The sequence below is a fragment of the Caulobacter sp. S45 genome (assembly GCF_903642205.1).
Lineage (GTDB): Bacteria > Pseudomonadota > Alphaproteobacteria > Caulobacterales > Caulobacteraceae > CAHJWH01.
On record NZ_CAHJWH010000012.1, the window covers coordinates 1 to 13,553 of the forward strand.

Genomic DNA, 13,553 nt, shown 5'->3' on the forward strand with positions numbered 1-13,553 from the left:
CCAGCCGGGCGCCCCGGCCCTGGCCAGCAGCCATACCTGCGCACCACGCCCGGCGAAGGCGGCCGCCTGGGCGGAGAAGGCGTCAGCGAGGGCGGCGGCGGCTGAGGGCGGCTCCGCGCCCGCGCAGATCAGCACGCAGGCCGCGCCCGCTTGGTCCTCGAACGACCAGTAGCGCTGGCGGGCGTCCATGCCGTAGCAGAAGGGCAGCCTGTCGCCGGGCCGCAGCCGGGGGACCATATCGGACATGCTTCGCCTCCGAAGCCAGACGGGCGGACCTATCCCTCATGCCGGACAGGCGTTAACCAAGCTGCAACGGCCAAGGCCCCAGCGTGGCGGCGTTCCCGCGCAAGGCCGTCCATGCTCGTCCGCCGGTCCCGCTATGTCCACCTGACGCGCCTCGGCGCCGGACGGGTGCTCGCCGTCCACGCTATGACCCAGCTCCGGCTCGTGGTGGACGAACAGGTCGCAGCGATCCTGGACGCTTTCGCCGCGCCCCGCGACATGCCGGGGGAGCTGTCGGCGATGCCCGCCTGCCGGGGCTTCGACCCGGAGGTGCTGGCCGGCTGCCTGGCCACGCTGATGGAGCACGGCTTGCTGACCGACCGGGAGCCGGCGGCGGAGGAGGCGGAGCTCGCCGCAAGCCTGTCCGACCTGCACGGCCGCGACGCCGCCGAGCCCGACGCCGGCGCGGCTCTGGACGCCCTGCGTCGCCGCAGCAAGGACGGTGCGGACCCCTGCTGGTCGGTGACCGAGGCGCAAGGGGCCGCTGCCCTCGGCCGCCCGCTGCGCCACCGCCTGGACGTGCTGCTGTTCGGCGACTGCGAGCTGCAGATGGAGGCGGACTTCCTGCGGCGCGAGGCGGCGCGGCGCGGCGTGGCGCTCCGTGTCGCAACGGCCTTCCCCGATGACCTGCGCCTGGCTTCCGAGCGTCCGCACGACGCCATCCTGGTGGGCGCGCTGCGCTCGCGCCGCGTGGTGGCCATGGGCTCGGCCGAGGATCATGGCGGCGATCCGGCGGCGATCTACGTGGCTGAGGCCCAGGCGGTGCTGGAGGGCCTGCGGGCGGTGACGTCGGCGCCCATCCTGCTGGACGGCCTGCCCGAGCCCACCGTCCAGCCCCTCGGCTTTGCGGACAGGGGCCTGCACGGCCACCGCAACCGCTTCCGCCGGGTCAACCTGGCTTTGGGGGCGCTCGTCGACGAGTTCGCCGACGTTCACCTGGTCGACATGGCCACGGCCCTGAACATAGAGGGCTCAGGGCGCCTGCTGGACGACGCCCTGGTGGGCTTCACCCATTTCGGCGGGGCGGGCTGGATGCTGCAGCGGCCCGGCCGCGAGCGCGCGGCGGTGCACGGCATCGTCCCCGATCCGGCGCCGCTTCAAGCAGCCCTCGGCGGCGACGCCTATGCCCGCGAGCGGGTGGCGGCGCGCGCCCACATGGACGCCCTGGCGGTGGTGCGCGGGATCGACGCTAAGAAGTGCGTGATCGTGGACCTGGACGGCACGCTGTGGCCCGGCGTGCTGGCCGAGACTGGCGCGCCCTTCGCCTGGACGCCGGAGGTCAGCGGCGCCTATTCCCACATCGGGCTGTGGTTCGGCATCCATGAAGCGTTGCTGGCGCTGAAGCGCCGTGGCGTGGTGCTGGCCTGCGTCAGCAAGAACGACGAGGCGCTGGTGCGGCGCCTCTGGCGCTACGACGACCACTATCCGCGGGAGCGGCTGCTCACCCCCGACGACTTCGTCACCTGGCGGGTGGATTGGGCGGACAAGCCCTCCAGCATCGCCGCCGTCGCGGCGGAACTCGGCTTCGCGCTCGACGCCTTCCTGTTCGTGGACGATCATCCGGTGGAGCGCGAGCGGGTGCGCCAGGCCCTGCCCGAGGTGGAGGTCTGGGGCGAGGACCTGTACGGCCTGCGCCGCCGGCTGCTCACCGACCCGCGGCTGCAAGTCCCGGTCCTGACCGGTGAGGCGACGGCGCGCACGGACCTGGTCAAGGCCCAGCTCGGCCGCGACCGCCAACGGACGGCGGCCACGGACAGTGCGGACTTCCTGCGTTCGCTGGAGGTGCAGGTCCGCGTCGAGCGCGCGGGCGCCGAGGCGCCGCTGGCCCGGGTGGCGGAGCTGTTCGCCCGCACAACGCAATTCAACACCACCGGGCGCCGCTTCCGCGTCGGCGAGTTGGCCGCGCGGGCGGCGGCGGGCGAACTGTTCATCGCCCACGCCAGCGATCGTTTCGGCGACTACGGCCTGGTGGCGGCGGCAGTGCTGCAGACCGGCGAGGTCACCGGGCTGGTGATGAGCTGCCGCGTCATCGGCCTGGGGGTGGAGCGCGCCCTAATCGACGCGGTGATCGGGGCGTCGGGCGAGGTGGGGATCATCGCGACGATCGTTGAGACCGAGCGAAACGGCCCCGTCCGCAATCTCTACGGCGACGCCGGCTTTCAGTTTGAAGACGGCGTCTGGCGGCGCGCGCCCGAGCCGCTGCGCATGGCGGGATGAGACCGATGGACACCCCTCCAGCCATGGCGTCCACTTCGGCCCTGCGGGCGCCAGGGCGGGTCAAGCTGCTGTTCGCCCTCGCCCTCGCCGGCGTGGCGAGCGCCGCCGGCGCGCAGACCGCAGCCCAGAACGCCCCCCAGGCGACGATCCGGACGAACCTCAAGGCAGGCATCCAGGCCGATGGCCCTAGCAACAGCCTGTCCCAGGTCCAGACCGCCGGCACGCCCCGCGCGCCGCTGGACCCCGCCGCCGCCGCGGCCGTGGCCAGCGGGTCGGCCTTCCCCGGCATCCCGCCAGCCACCCCGCCGATCTACCTGCGTCGTCCCTCGTCGCTCTGCACCGACTTCACGCCGGTGGCGACCGGCGGCTGGGCGGCGACCGGCCCGATCCAGTTCCCCGGACCGCAGGGGCCGGTGCAGATGGTGGTGGGCCAGACGGTGGTCCCCGGCGACTACCTGGACGGGATGGACCTCGGCTCGGTCTTGCAGAGGAACTGCAGGAGGACTGCGTCGCCGGGCGGAAGCTGATCATTCCATCGAGGAGGGCGATCACATGTCGTTTGCGCTTCTCATCTCCCCCTGCGCAGCGGGGGGAGGGAACCAGGCGAAGCCTGGTGAGGAGGGCTCGCTGGCCGAGACGGCGGAGGCCGCGGCGCCGGGAAGCCCCCTCCACCACGCTTCGCGTGGTCCCCCTCCCCCGCTGCGCAGGAGAGGATAAGAGCTGATCAGTACACGCCATCGTGCCTCCCTGGCGAGGAAGACCAACGTTACAGGATGAACCGCGACAGGTCCGCGTTCTGCGCGAGTTCGCCCACGCGTTCGCGCACGTCGGCCGCCTCGATCCGCACGGTCTCGCCGGCCCTGTCCGCCGCGTCGAAGCTGAGCGCCTCCACCACCTTCTCCAGCACGGTCTGCAGCCGGCGGGCGCCGATGTTCTCCACACTGGCGTTCACCGACACGGCGCATTCGGCCAGCGCATCCACCGCCTCGTCGCTGAACTCCAGCGTCACGCCTTCGGTGGCCAGCAGGGCCTGGTGCTGGCGGATCAGGTTGGCCTCAGGCTCGGTCAGGATGCGGCGCATGTCGGCCAGCGTCAGCGCCTTCAGCTCCACCCGGATCGGCAGGCGGCCCTGCAACTCGGGCAGCAGGTCCGAGGGCTTGGAGACGTGGAAGGCGCCGGACGCGATGAACAGCACGTGGTCGCTCTTCACCGGCCCGTGCTTGGTGGAGACGGTGGTGCCCTCGATGAGCGGCAGCAGGTCGCGCTGCACCCCCTCGCGGCTGACCTCGCCGCCGCCCCGGCGCTCGGTGGGCACGGCCACCTTGTCGATCTCGTCGATAAAGACGATGCCGGCGTTCTCGGCCAGGTCGACCGCCTCGCGGGTCAGGGCCTCCTGGTCGACCAGCTTCTCGCCCTCCTCGGCGATCAGGGGGCGCCAGGCGTCCTTGACGGCGATCTTGGCGGTCTTGGTGCGGCCGCCGAAGGCCTTGGACATCATGTCGGAGATGTTCATCACCCCGATCGAGGCGCCGGGCTGGCCGGGCACCTCAAACATCGGGGCCGCACCTGAGGCCTCCGCCAAGGTCAGCTCCACCTCCTTGTCGTCCAGCTCGCCTGAGCGGAGCTTCTTCCTGAAGGTGTCGCGGGTGAAGGGCTGGGCGGCCGCGCCCACCAGGGCGTCGAGCAGGCGGTCCTCGGCGGCGCCTTCCGCGCGCGCCTTCACGCTGGCCTGGCGGCGCTCGCGCACCTGGCCAATGGCGACCTCCACCAGGTCGCGCATGATCTGGTCCACGTCGCGCCCGACATAGCCGACCTCGGTGAACTTGGTGGCCTCGACCTTCAGGAACGGGGCCTGCGCCAGCCTGGCCAGGCGCCGCGCGATCTCGGTCTTGCCGACGCCGGTAGGGCCGATCATCAGGATGTTCTTTGGCGTCACCTCGTCGATCAGCTCGGGGCCCAGCCGGCGGCGGCGCCATCGGTTGCGCAGGGCGATGGCCACCGCGCGCTTGGCGTCAGTGTGGCCGACGATGAAGCGGTCGAGCTCGGAGACGATCTCGCGGGGGGAGAATTCGGTCATGGTGGGGGGAGATAGCGTGGCGCGCGGCAGGCGCAACGCATCTCCTGCCTTTGAGCTTGCAGGGTTGCGATGCGCCGCTCAGATTAGTCGGGGCAAGTGGTGGAAGTCTGGGTCATGACCATGATGGTCAAAGAGGTTTACGACGCCCTGCTGGCCGCCGGCGCACCCGAGGACAAGGCGGCGCGGGCCGCTCAAGCGCTGGCCGGGAACGACAATCGCTTCAACAAGGTAGAGTCGGACCTCACGCTGCTGAAGTGGATGGTCGGTCTGGTAATGGCCGGCATCGTCGCCCTCATCACCAAGACGTTCTTCTAAGCGGACTAAAGCGTCTCCACCACCACGTTGGTGTTGGAGTAGACGCAGATTTCCGCCGCGATCCCCATGGCGCGCCGGGCGATCTCTTCCGCGTCCAGGTCGAAGTCCTTCAGCGCCCGCGCCGCCGCCAGCGCGTAGGGGCCGCCGGAGCCGATGGCGGCGATGCCGGCCTCCGGCTCCAGCACGTCGCCGGCGCCGGTGATGGTGAACACGCTCGACGCGTCCGCCGCAATCATCATGGCGTCGAGCCTTCGCAGGTAGCGGTCGGTGCGCCAGTCCTTGGCCAGCTCCACGCAGGCGCGGGCGAACTGCTCGGGATGGGCCTCCAGCTTCTGCTCCAGCCGCTCCAGCAGGGTGAAGGCGTCCGCCGTCGCGCCGGCGAAGCCCGCCACCACCTTGCCGCCGGCGAGCCTCCGCACCTTGCGGGCGTTGGCCTTGACGATGGTGGCGCCCATGGTGACCTGGCCGTCGCCGGCGATCACGGTGCGCTCGCCCTTCTTCACCGCCAGGATGGTCGTGCCGCGCCAGCCGGGTGTAGGAGCCTCGCTCATTCAGCTTCACTCATGGCCGGCCATGTGGCGGCGCGTGAAGGTGGGGTCAAGTTCAGGAGCTTCATTGGCGTTCTCGGATCAGGAGGTCGAACGCTACGCCCGTCACCTGGTGCTCCGCGAGATCGGCGGGGCCGGCCAGCAGGCGCTGCACGCCGCGCGCGTGCTGATGGTGGGCATGGGCGGTCTCGGCAGCGCGGCGGCGCCCATGCTGGCGGCGGCGGGCGTGGGGACGCTCGGCTTGGTCGATGGGGACACGGTGGGCCTGTCCAACCTGCAGCGCCAGACCCTGTACGCTACCGGCGACGTCGGACGGCTGAAGGTCGAGGCGGCGGCGGAACGGCTGGGCGGCCTCAATCCCGGGGTGAGCCTGGACCTGCATCCCGTCATGCTGGGCGCGGAGACGGCGCCTGCGCTGACTGGCGGGTATGACGTGGTGCTCGATGGGACCGACGACTTCGCCACCCGCTTCGCCGTCAATGCCGCCTGCGTGGAGGTCGGCCGGCCGCTGGTCTCCGGGGCCATCGAGCGCTGGACCGGCCAGGTGGGGGTGTTCGCCGCCGGCCTCACCCGCGGCCGGCCGCTGGCGGAGCGCCAGCCCTGCTATCGCTGCCTGACGCCTGACGACATCCCGCCGGGCGCCGAGACCTGCGCACGGGTGGGCGTGGTGGGGGCGCTGGCGGGCGTCATCGGCGCGATGATGGCGCTGGAGGCGGTGAAATGGATTGCGGGCGCCGGCCAGCCCCTGGCTGGGCGGCTGCTGATCTACGATGCGCTGGCCGGAGAGACGCGCACGGTGCGGCTCTCGCCCGATCCGGCCTGCCCGGTCTGCGGCGGCGCGACCACCTTGATGTAGGCCACCATGTCGGCGGCGACGGCCTGGTAGACGCTGGCCGGCTGGGCCGCCGACTTCAGGACGGGCGCCCTGATGCGGTAGATGGCGGAACTGGCGTCGAACACCTCCACCCCGGCCTGATGGGCGACGGCGTACTCGCTGTACCGATAGCTGCCGAGGTCCGCATTGATCAGCGGGTCGGCCGAGGTCGGGGGCATGACCACGAACACCGCCGCCCCACTGGCGTGAGCCGACGCGATCATCTTGGCTAAGGCGGCGCTGAAGGCCTGGGGAGGGGTGTGCGCCTGCAGATCGCCATAGCCATAGCAGAGGATGAGCAGGTCGCCGGGCGACAGGGAGGCCCAGCGCGCGGCGCTGGCCTCCACCGTGTCGCCCGGATAGCCTCGGTTCTCGACCTCGACCCCCGCCACTGCCTTTCGCAGGGCCTGGCTGATGGTGATGGAGGCCTGGCCTGCCTGCGCGCCGTTGATCGCGTGGCGCGAGCGGCCGCGCACCAGTCCATAGGCGAACTGGTCGCCCTGGACCACGATCAGCCCGTGGCGGGGCACCACCACCTCGCCGTAGCTGTTCGGCTCTGGCCCGATCTGGTCCGCGGTGGGCTGGAAGTAGCGGTGCACCGGCGGCCCGGCGCATCCGGCGGCCGTCAGAACGCCTACCAGGGCGAGCGCAGTGCGGATCAAGCGGCGGGTCTGCATGGAGAGCGTCTTAGACCAGCTTGGCCGCCGGCGAAATCACCGGGGTGGGGCCGCCGGCCGGGCCGAGGCGACCTTGGCAGAAGGCGCGGTCCAGCCCCGGCCGGTGGCGACGAAGAGCTGGATCGCGTCGAGATAGCGCTGGGCGGCGGCCTGGGTCAGGCGATAGCGCGCCGCGTTCACCTGGCGCTGCGCGTCCACCACCGGGAGCAGGCCCTGGCCGCCGATGCGGTAGGCGGCGGAGTCCAGCCGCAGCGTGGCCAGAGCCGAGTCCAGTGAGTGCTGCTGGGCGGCGAGGGCGCCCTCGTCGTGGGCCAGGGCGGAGAGCAGGTCGGCCACCTGGCCGAAGGCGCGCAGCACCACGGTCTGGTAGTCGGCCGTGCGGGCGCGGGCCTGCTGCACGGCCTCCTCGCGCTGGGCCTTCAGCTGGCCGCCATGGAAGAGGGGCTGGGTGAGGCCGGCCCCCAGGGTGTAGGCGGTGGCGCTGTAGTCGAAGAAGTTTCCCGGGATCAGCGCGCTCTGGGTCAGGGCGGCGGTCAGGTTGATGTTGGGATAGAGCTTGGCCGTCTGCACGCCGATGAAGGCGGTTGCGGCGTGGGCCTGGGCCTCCGCCTCCAGGATGTCGGGGCGCTGGCGGACCAGGTCGGCCGGCACGCTGACCGGCAGGGTGGCGGGGAACGGCAGGTCGGCCAGGGTGAAGTCCGGCGGCGTGTAGCCGGCGGGCGGCTGGCCCTCCATCATGGCAAGGGCATGGCGCGCCTGGGCCAGCTGCTGCTGGAGGGGCGGCAGCAGGGCGGCGTCGAGCGCGCTCTGGGCGTCCGCGTTGACGCGCGCCTCCTCGGCGACCCCGCCGACCGCCTGGGCGCTGCGGACCAGCGCGATGTCGTGCCGGTCCGCGGCGAGCATGCCGTCCACCGTGGCGATCTCGGCGTGGACGGCGGCGATGATGGCGGCCTGGGAGGCGATCTGGCCGGTGAGGGTCAGATAGGCGGCGTCGAGCCGGTGCGACTGGGCTTCCACCCTGGCCTTGGCCGACTCCGCGTTGCGCCGCTGCTCTCCGAACACGTCCAGAGCGTAGGAGACCGTCGCGCCCACCGAATAGAGGTCGATCACCGGGTTGTTGTTGACGCCCGGGAAGGTGGAAGAGTTCAGCCCCAGGGTGGCGAAGTTCAGCCTCTGCTCCTGCAGGCCGAACTGGGCGTCAGCCTGGGGCAGCTGCTGGCCGTGGGCGATGGCCAGATCCTGCCGCGCCTGCTGCAGGGCAGCATCGGTGGACTGGAGCGTGGGATTGTCGGCGAGCGCCTGGCGCATCAGGCCGTCGAGCGACGGCGAGTGGAAGGCGTTCCACCAGGACTGCGCCACCTCGGCGCCCAGCGCGACGCGGGTGGAGGCGGGCGGGTCGTCGCCGACCATGGCGTAGCCGGCGAGCGCGGGCGGGGCGGGACGTTGGAAGTCGGGGCCGACCGCACAGGCGGAGAGCGCCAAGACGGAAAGCAAGCTGAGATTTCGCCCAGCGCCCTGGAGCAGAAGCTGCAATCGTCCTGCGTGCTTCGAGACAGGCTCTTGCAGAGCCTTCCTCAGCACGACGAAGGTTTGTGCGGCTTCCACCCCCTTCGTCATCCTGAGGAGCGGGCCAAAGGCCCGCGTCTCGAAGGACGCAGCACACTTCACCTTACCGCCCTGTGGTTCAGCCCGTAGCCAAACAGCTTCCGCTGGTGGGCGGTGTCGACCGTCACCTTGGCGCTGAGCCCGGCGGCGAGCGGGGCGCGGATGTCGGCGGTGTCGTCGTCGAACACCAGCCGCACCGGCAGGCGCTGCACCACCTTGACCCAGTTGCCCGTGGCGTTCTCCGCCGGAAGCACCGAGAAGCTGTTGCCGGTGCCGGGGCTGAGGCTGGCCACGTGCACCCGGTAGGTCTGGGCCGGGTAGGCGTCGATCTTCACGGTCCCGGGCTGGCCCGGGCGCATGTAGGCCAGCTGGTCCTCCTTGAAGTTGGCCTCCACCCAAAGGCGCGGTGCGGCGAGGGTGAACAGCGCCTGGCCGGCGTTGACGAAGTCGCCCACCTGCAGCTGCTCCACCTTGGTGACAACGCCGTCCTGCAGCGCACGCACCACGCCATAGGCCTGGTTCAGCTTGGCCCGGTCCACCGCCGCCTGGGCGGTCCGGACCGAGGCGTTCTGGGCCAGCGGCCCGTTCGCCTGCCCGCCGAGAGAGGCCAGGATGTTGGCCTGCTGCTGCCGGGCCGCCGCGAGCTGGGCCTTGTCGTTGGCGACGGCCTGGGCGGCGGCGTCGAGCTGGCTCTGGGAGGAGACGCCGGAGGCCGCCATGGCCTGCTGACGCACCAGCTCCTTGTTGGCGTAGAGCAGGGCCGACTGCGCCGCCTCGATCTCGGCGCCGCGCTGAGCGTAGGAGGCCTGCGACGCCTGGATGTTCTGCTGAGCGCTGGCGAGCTCGGCCTGGGACTGTTCCGCCGCCACGTCGAAGGGGCGGGGGTCCAGGCGGAACAGCACGTCGCCCGCATGGACGAACTGGTTCTCGCGCACGTCGATCTCGACCACCTGGCCCGGCACGTTGCTGGCCACCGTGGCGCGGGCCGACTGGACGTAGGCGTCGTCGGTGGCGGCGTAGCGACCGCCGTTCAGATACAGGTAGAGCGCCAGCAGCAGGATCAGCACGGGCGCGAGGATCAGCAACGGCAGCCGCCAGCCCTGCGCGCGCAGGCGGGTCGAGGTTCGCAGGGCGCCGGACGACGGATCAGCCGCGCCGGCGCCGGGCTCCGCCTCCCCCTGGACCGCCGCGGCTCCTTCTTCCACGTAACTCACGAAGCCTGCCCTAGTGCGTCTGCGGCGCCATCTTCACGCTCCGCCCGAAGAGACCGGGCGGCCACGCCTGTCATAAACTTTGGACGTTCCGTTCCAAATAAAAACTTGAGGACTGCGGCGGGCGGTGGAGGTCAGCCCCGCATCAGAACGGGTTGGGCGAACTGCCCGCCCTTGCGGTACTTCCACAGATAGGTCGGCAGCACACCCTCCAGAGCCGTCGGCATGACCCCGAGCGCGTCAAGTCCGGGCAAAGCCGGGTCGGCGACGTTGTCGCGCTGGAGCAGGGCGACCTGATCGGCGGTGATCTGGGGCGCAATGACCGGCAGCAGCCTGGCCTGCAGGTCGCCCGCCTGGCCCATGACCTTGGCGATCGGCGTAGGGATGGGAAGCAGGGCGCGGCGGTGGCGCGTCTCGCGCAGCATCATCTCCAGCAGCTGCCGGAAGGTGTAGACGCCCGGGCCGCCCAGTTCGTAGGTGCGCCCCGCGCTCACCGGGTCGGCCAGGACGGCGGCCACCGCCGCGCCCACGTCGCCGGCATAGACGGGCTGGAACTTCGTCGTGCCGCCGCCGATCAGCGGCAGAACCGGCGAGATGGCTGCAAGCCCTGCGAAGCGGTTGAAGAAATCGTCCTCGGGCCCGAACACGATGGAAGGGCGCACCACGTCGGCCGAGGGGATCGCTGCGCGCACAGCCGCCTCGCCCGCGGCCTTCGACTGGGCGTACTTGGACGGCGAGTTCGGGTCCGCCCCGATGGCGGAGACCTGCACGAAGCGCTCGATGCCCAACCCCGCGGCCTGTCCGGCCAGCGACCTGGCGGCGGCGCTGTGCAGGGCGTCGAAGCCCTGGCGGCCCGCCTCGTAAAGCACGCCCACCAGGTTCACCACCGCGGAGGCGCCCTCCAGGGTGCGCGCCACGCTGTCGGGATAGCGGATGTTGGCCTGCAAGACTTCGATCTGGCCGACGTCGCCCATCACCGGCAGCTCGTGGGCGACATTGGTGTGGCGGACCGCCACGCGGATGCGCCAGCCGTCCTTGGCCAGGGCGCGCACCACATAGCGGCCGACGAAGCCCGAACCCCCGAAGACCGTGACCAGCTTTTGCATGCGCGCGCACCTCACGCCGGAACCTGGGCCGGGGATTAGAGGAGGACGGGTGCGGCCGCAACTTGAGCCCCGCCCCCTTCCGCGCTATACGGGCTCCAGTACATCGCGAGATGGCGCTGGATGGCGCTTTCGAGCGGCGGCCTTGACGGGCCCGCCGCTTTTTTATTGCTCGAAAGGTCGCACGTGCGGGCGAAGACCCCGGAGGACCGCCAACTGCTGGAACTGCTCGACCCCGTGGTCGAGGCGCAAGGCTTCGACCTCGTGCGCCTGCGGCTGATGGGCGGCGGGGCCACCGGGCGGACCCTGCAGATCATGGCCGAGCGGCCGGAGGACGGCGACCTCGGCATCGACGACTGCGTGCGCCTGTCGCGCGCCATCTCCGAGGTGATGGACGCCGCCGACCCGGTCTCCGGCGAGTACCGGCTGGAGGTCTCCAGCCCCGGCATCGACCGGCCGTTGACCCGGCTCAAGGATTTCGCCGCCAACGAAGGGCTGGAAGCGAAGATCGAGCTGGACCGCCTGGCCGACCGCCGCAAGCGCTTCAAGGGCGTGATCGCCGGGGTGGAGGACGTGGACGGGCAGCCGCATGTCATGCTCGACATGGAGGGCGAGGCGGACACCGTGCTGGTGCCGTTCGCCTGGATGCAGGACGCCAAGCTGACGCTCAGCGACGACCTGATGAAGCTCGGCGCCGAGAAGCGCGCCGCCCGCATGGCCGAGGATGGCGATGTGGAGCCTCCTGAACCCACACCCGCGCCCAAGGCGAAGGGCAAGGCCAAGCCAGGCCGGGGAGCCAAGCCCGCTTCCCACCTGATCACGTCCGAGCCCCTGCCCCAGGACGACCAACACCCCGATCCTCCCCGCCGGAGAGAGGGGGACTACGTGAAGCCAGGTGCAGGGGGCAAGCGCTCCCTTAACCAGACTGCGTCTGGTCCCCTCCCCCCCGAGGGGGGAGATCGATAGCCTCGAAGGAACCTCCGAACATGGCCACCGGCATTTCCGCCAACCGCCTGGAACTCCTGCAGATCGCCGACGCGGTGGCGCGCGAGAAGTCGATCGAGAAGGAGATCGTCATCGAGGCGATCGAGGAGGCGATGCAGAAGGGCGCCAAGTCGCGCTACGGCAACGAGCACGACATCCGCGCCTCCATCGACGTGAAGACCGGCGAGCTGACGCTCAAGCGCATCGTCACCGTGGTCACCGACGAGGAGGAGATCGGCGAGGAAGACGTGGGCAAGGTGCGCCTGACCGTCGCCAAGCGCCGCTATCCGGATGCGCAGGTCGGCAGCGTCTACGAGGAGATCCTGCCGCCGTTCGAGTTCGGCCGGGTCCAGACCCAGATGGCCCGCCAGGTGGTCACCCATAAGGTCCGCGAGGCCGAGCGCGAGCACCAGTACGAGGAGTTCAAGGACCGCGGCGGCGACATCGTCAACGGCGTCGTCAAGCGGGTGGAGTACGGCAACACCGTCGTCGACCTCGGCCGCGGCGAGGGCATCATGCGCCGTGACCAGTCGATCCCGCGCGAGATGTTCAACGTCGGCGACCGCATCCGCTGCTACATCTACGATGTCCGCAGGGAGGCCAAGGGCCCGCAGATCATGCTCAGCCGCGCCCACCCCGGCTTCATGGCCAAGCTGTTCGCCCAGGAGGTGCCCGAGGTCTATGACGGAGTGATCGAGATCCGCGCCGTGGCCCGCGACCCGGGCTCCCGCGCCAAGATCGCGGTGCTGTCCAACGACAACTCCATCGATCCCGTGGGCGCCTGCGTCGGCATGCGCGGCTCCCGCGTGCAGGCGGTGGTGGCCGAGCTGCAGGGCGAGAAGATCGACATCATCCAGTGGAACCCCGACGAGCCCACCTTCATCGTCAACGCGCTCGCGCCGGCCGAGGTCAGCAAGGTGGTGCTGGACGAGGAGGACGAGCGGGTCGAGGTGGTGGTGCCCGACGAGCAGCTGTCGCTGGCCATTGGCCGCCGCGGCCAGAACGTGCGCCTGGCCTCCCAGCTGACCCAGTGGCAGATCGACATCATCACCGAGAGCCAGGACAGCGAGCGCCGCCAGCGCGAGTTCGCCGAGCGCACCGCGCTCTTCCAGGAGGCGCTGGACGTGGACGAGGTGATCGCCCAGCTGCTGGTCACCGAGGGCTTCGCGGCGGTGGAGGACATCGCCTATGTCGAGGAGGAGGAACTGGCCTCCGTCGAGGGCTTCGACGAGGAGACCGCCCAGGAGCTGCAGGCCCGCGCCCGCGACTGGCTCGACAAGGAGGCCGCCGCACTGGACGCCGAACGGAAGGAACTCGGGGTCGAGGACGGCGTGCTGGAGGTGGAGGGCGTGAGCCTGCCCATGGCCGTGGCGCTCGGCCAGGCCGGGGTGAAGACGGTGGAGGACCTGGCGGACCTCTCCACCGACGAGCTGCGCGGCGCCTTCGAGAGCAAGGCCTCCGGCGAGCGGGTCCGCGTCGCCGGCGCCCTTGAGGGGCTGGCTATAGAGCAGGCGGAGGCCGAGAAGCTGATCCTGCGCGCCCGCGTCGCCGCCGGCTGGATCGAGGCCGACGCGCTGGACGAGCCGGCGGAGGCCTTCGCCGACGAGGACAGCGTGGCCGCGGAAGAGGTCTGACGGCCGCACGGGCGGAGGCCTTGGAC

General features: G+C 71.0%; 12 protein-coding genes and 1 pseudogene. 6 read left to right on the forward strand and 7 right to left on the reverse strand.

Features of this window, described 5'->3' with window-relative positions:
- On the reverse strand, positions 1-246 hold a 246-nt coding region (locus HUV06_RS02570; RefSeq protein WP_174299708.1), incomplete at its 3' end, for a hypothetical protein.
- A gap of 111 nt (positions 247-357) precedes the next feature.
- On the opposite strand from HUV06_RS02570, the gene HUV06_RS02575 reads away from it, so the two are divergent.
- A complete protein-coding gene (locus HUV06_RS02575; RefSeq protein ID WP_174299709.1) occupies positions 358-2,499 on the forward strand; it encodes an HAD family hydrolase in 2,142 nt (713 codons plus the stop codon).
- Between the two features lie 5 nt (positions 2,500-2,504).
- Positions 2,505-3,026: a hypothetical protein gene (locus HUV06_RS02580; RefSeq protein WP_174299710.1), complete on the forward strand. Its 522-nt coding sequence runs from the start codon at positions 2,505-2,507 to the stop codon at positions 3,024-3,026.
- Positions 3,027-3,265: 239 nt separating this feature from the next.
- On the opposite strand, the gene hslU is transcribed toward HUV06_RS02580, so the two are convergent.
- Complete coding sequence (gene hslU, locus HUV06_RS02585; RefSeq protein ID WP_174299736.1) at positions 3,266-4,576, reverse strand: ATP-dependent protease ATPase subunit HslU; 1,311 nt, start codon at positions 4,574-4,576, stop codon at positions 3,266-3,268.
- Positions 4,577-4,690: 114 nt separating this feature from the next.
- Between hslU and HUV06_RS02590 the strand changes: the two genes are divergently transcribed.
- The gene (locus HUV06_RS02590; protein WP_174299711.1) at positions 4,691-4,891 is read left to right on the forward strand and encodes an integrase; all 201 of its coding nucleotides are present in this window, start codon (positions 4,691-4,693) and stop codon (positions 4,889-4,891) included.
- Between the two features lie 5 nt (positions 4,892-4,896).
- Here HUV06_RS02590 and hslV read toward each other — a convergent pair whose 3' ends face one another.
- Positions 4,897-5,442 carry an ATP-dependent protease subunit HslV gene (gene hslV / locus HUV06_RS02595; protein ID WP_174299712.1) on the reverse strand — a complete coding sequence of 182 codons (546 nt, stop codon included), beginning with the start codon at positions 5,440-5,442 and terminating at the stop codon, positions 4,897-4,899.
- Between the two features lie 64 nt (positions 5,443-5,506).
- Here hslV and HUV06_RS02600 point away from each other — a divergent pair, with 64 nt between their 5' ends.
- Positions 5,507-6,295: a TOMM precursor leader peptide-binding protein gene (locus HUV06_RS02600; protein WP_174299713.1), complete on the forward strand. Its 789-nt coding sequence runs from the start codon at positions 5,507-5,509 to the stop codon at positions 6,293-6,295.
- Here HUV06_RS02600 and HUV06_RS02605 read toward each other — a convergent pair.
- From HUV06_RS02605 to HUV06_RS02620, 4 genes are all read right to left on the reverse strand, one after another.
- Complete coding sequence (locus HUV06_RS02605; RefSeq protein ID WP_174299714.1) at positions 6,205-6,990, reverse strand: SGNH/GDSL hydrolase family protein; 786 nt, start codon at positions 6,988-6,990, stop codon at positions 6,205-6,207. The two genes, HUV06_RS02600 and HUV06_RS02605, sit on opposite strands and share 91 nt — an antisense overlap.
- A gap of 36 nt (positions 6,991-7,026) precedes the next feature.
- Positions 7,027-8,484 (reverse strand): efflux transporter outer membrane subunit, encoded by a 1,458-nt coding sequence (locus HUV06_RS02610; protein ID WP_254600845.1) that lies wholly within the window; start codon positions 8,482-8,484, stop codon positions 7,027-7,029.
- Between the two features lie 170 nt (positions 8,485-8,654).
- Positions 8,655-9,809 (reverse strand): HlyD family secretion protein, encoded by a 1,155-nt coding sequence (locus tag HUV06_RS02615; RefSeq protein WP_174299716.1) that lies wholly within the window; start codon positions 9,807-9,809, stop codon positions 8,655-8,657.
- A gap of 131 nt (positions 9,810-9,940) precedes the next feature.
- Entirely contained in the window at positions 9,941-10,912 is a 972-nt protein-coding gene (locus HUV06_RS02620) for a complex I NDUFA9 subunit family protein (RefSeq protein ID WP_174299717.1), read from the reverse strand.
- A gap of 183 nt (positions 10,913-11,095) precedes the next feature.
- Between HUV06_RS02620 and rimP the strand changes: the two are divergent.
- Positions 11,096-11,641, forward strand: a pseudogene (gene rimP / locus HUV06_RS02625) (ribosome maturation factor RimP); the annotation flags it as partial.
- 254 nt (positions 11,642-11,895) lie between these two features.
- Positions 11,896-13,527: a transcription termination factor NusA gene (nusA, locus tag HUV06_RS02630; protein WP_174299719.1), complete on the forward strand. Its 1,632-nt coding sequence runs from the start codon at positions 11,896-11,898 to the stop codon at positions 13,525-13,527.
- The last annotated feature ends 26 nt before the right edge of the window (positions 13,528-13,553 follow it).

What these genes read in the sequence shown, in the direction of transcription:
- HUV06_RS02605 (WP_174299714.1), bottom strand. Translation starts at nt 6,990, where the DNA reads ATGCAGACCCGCCGCTTGATCCGCACTGCGCTCGCCCTGGTAGGCGTT.
- HUV06_RS02590 (WP_174299711.1), top strand. Translation starts at nt 4,691, where the DNA reads ATGACCATGATGGTCAAAGAGGTTTACGACGCCCTGCTGGCCGCCGGC.
- HUV06_RS02620 (WP_174299717.1), bottom strand. Translation starts at nt 10,912, where the DNA reads ATGCAAAAGCTGGTCACGGTCTTCGGGGGTTCGGGCTTCGTCGGCCGC.
- HUV06_RS02580 (WP_174299710.1), top strand. Translation starts at nt 2,505, where the DNA reads ATGGACACCCCTCCAGCCATGGCGTCCACTTCGGCCCTGCGGGCGCCA.
- nusA (WP_174299719.1), top strand. Translation starts at nt 11,896, where the DNA reads ATGGCCACCGGCATTTCCGCCAACCGCCTGGAACTCCTGCAGATCGCC.
- hslU (WP_174299736.1), bottom strand. Translation starts at nt 4,576, where the DNA reads ATGACCGAATTCTCCCCCCGCGAGATCGTCTCCGAGCTCGACCGCTTC.
- hslV (WP_174299712.1), bottom strand. Translation starts at nt 5,442, where the DNA reads ATGAGCGAGGCTCCTACACCCGGCTGGCGCGGCACGACCATCCTGGCG.
- HUV06_RS02575 (WP_174299709.1), top strand. Translation starts at nt 358, where the DNA reads ATGCTCGTCCGCCGGTCCCGCTATGTCCACCTGACGCGCCTCGGCGCC.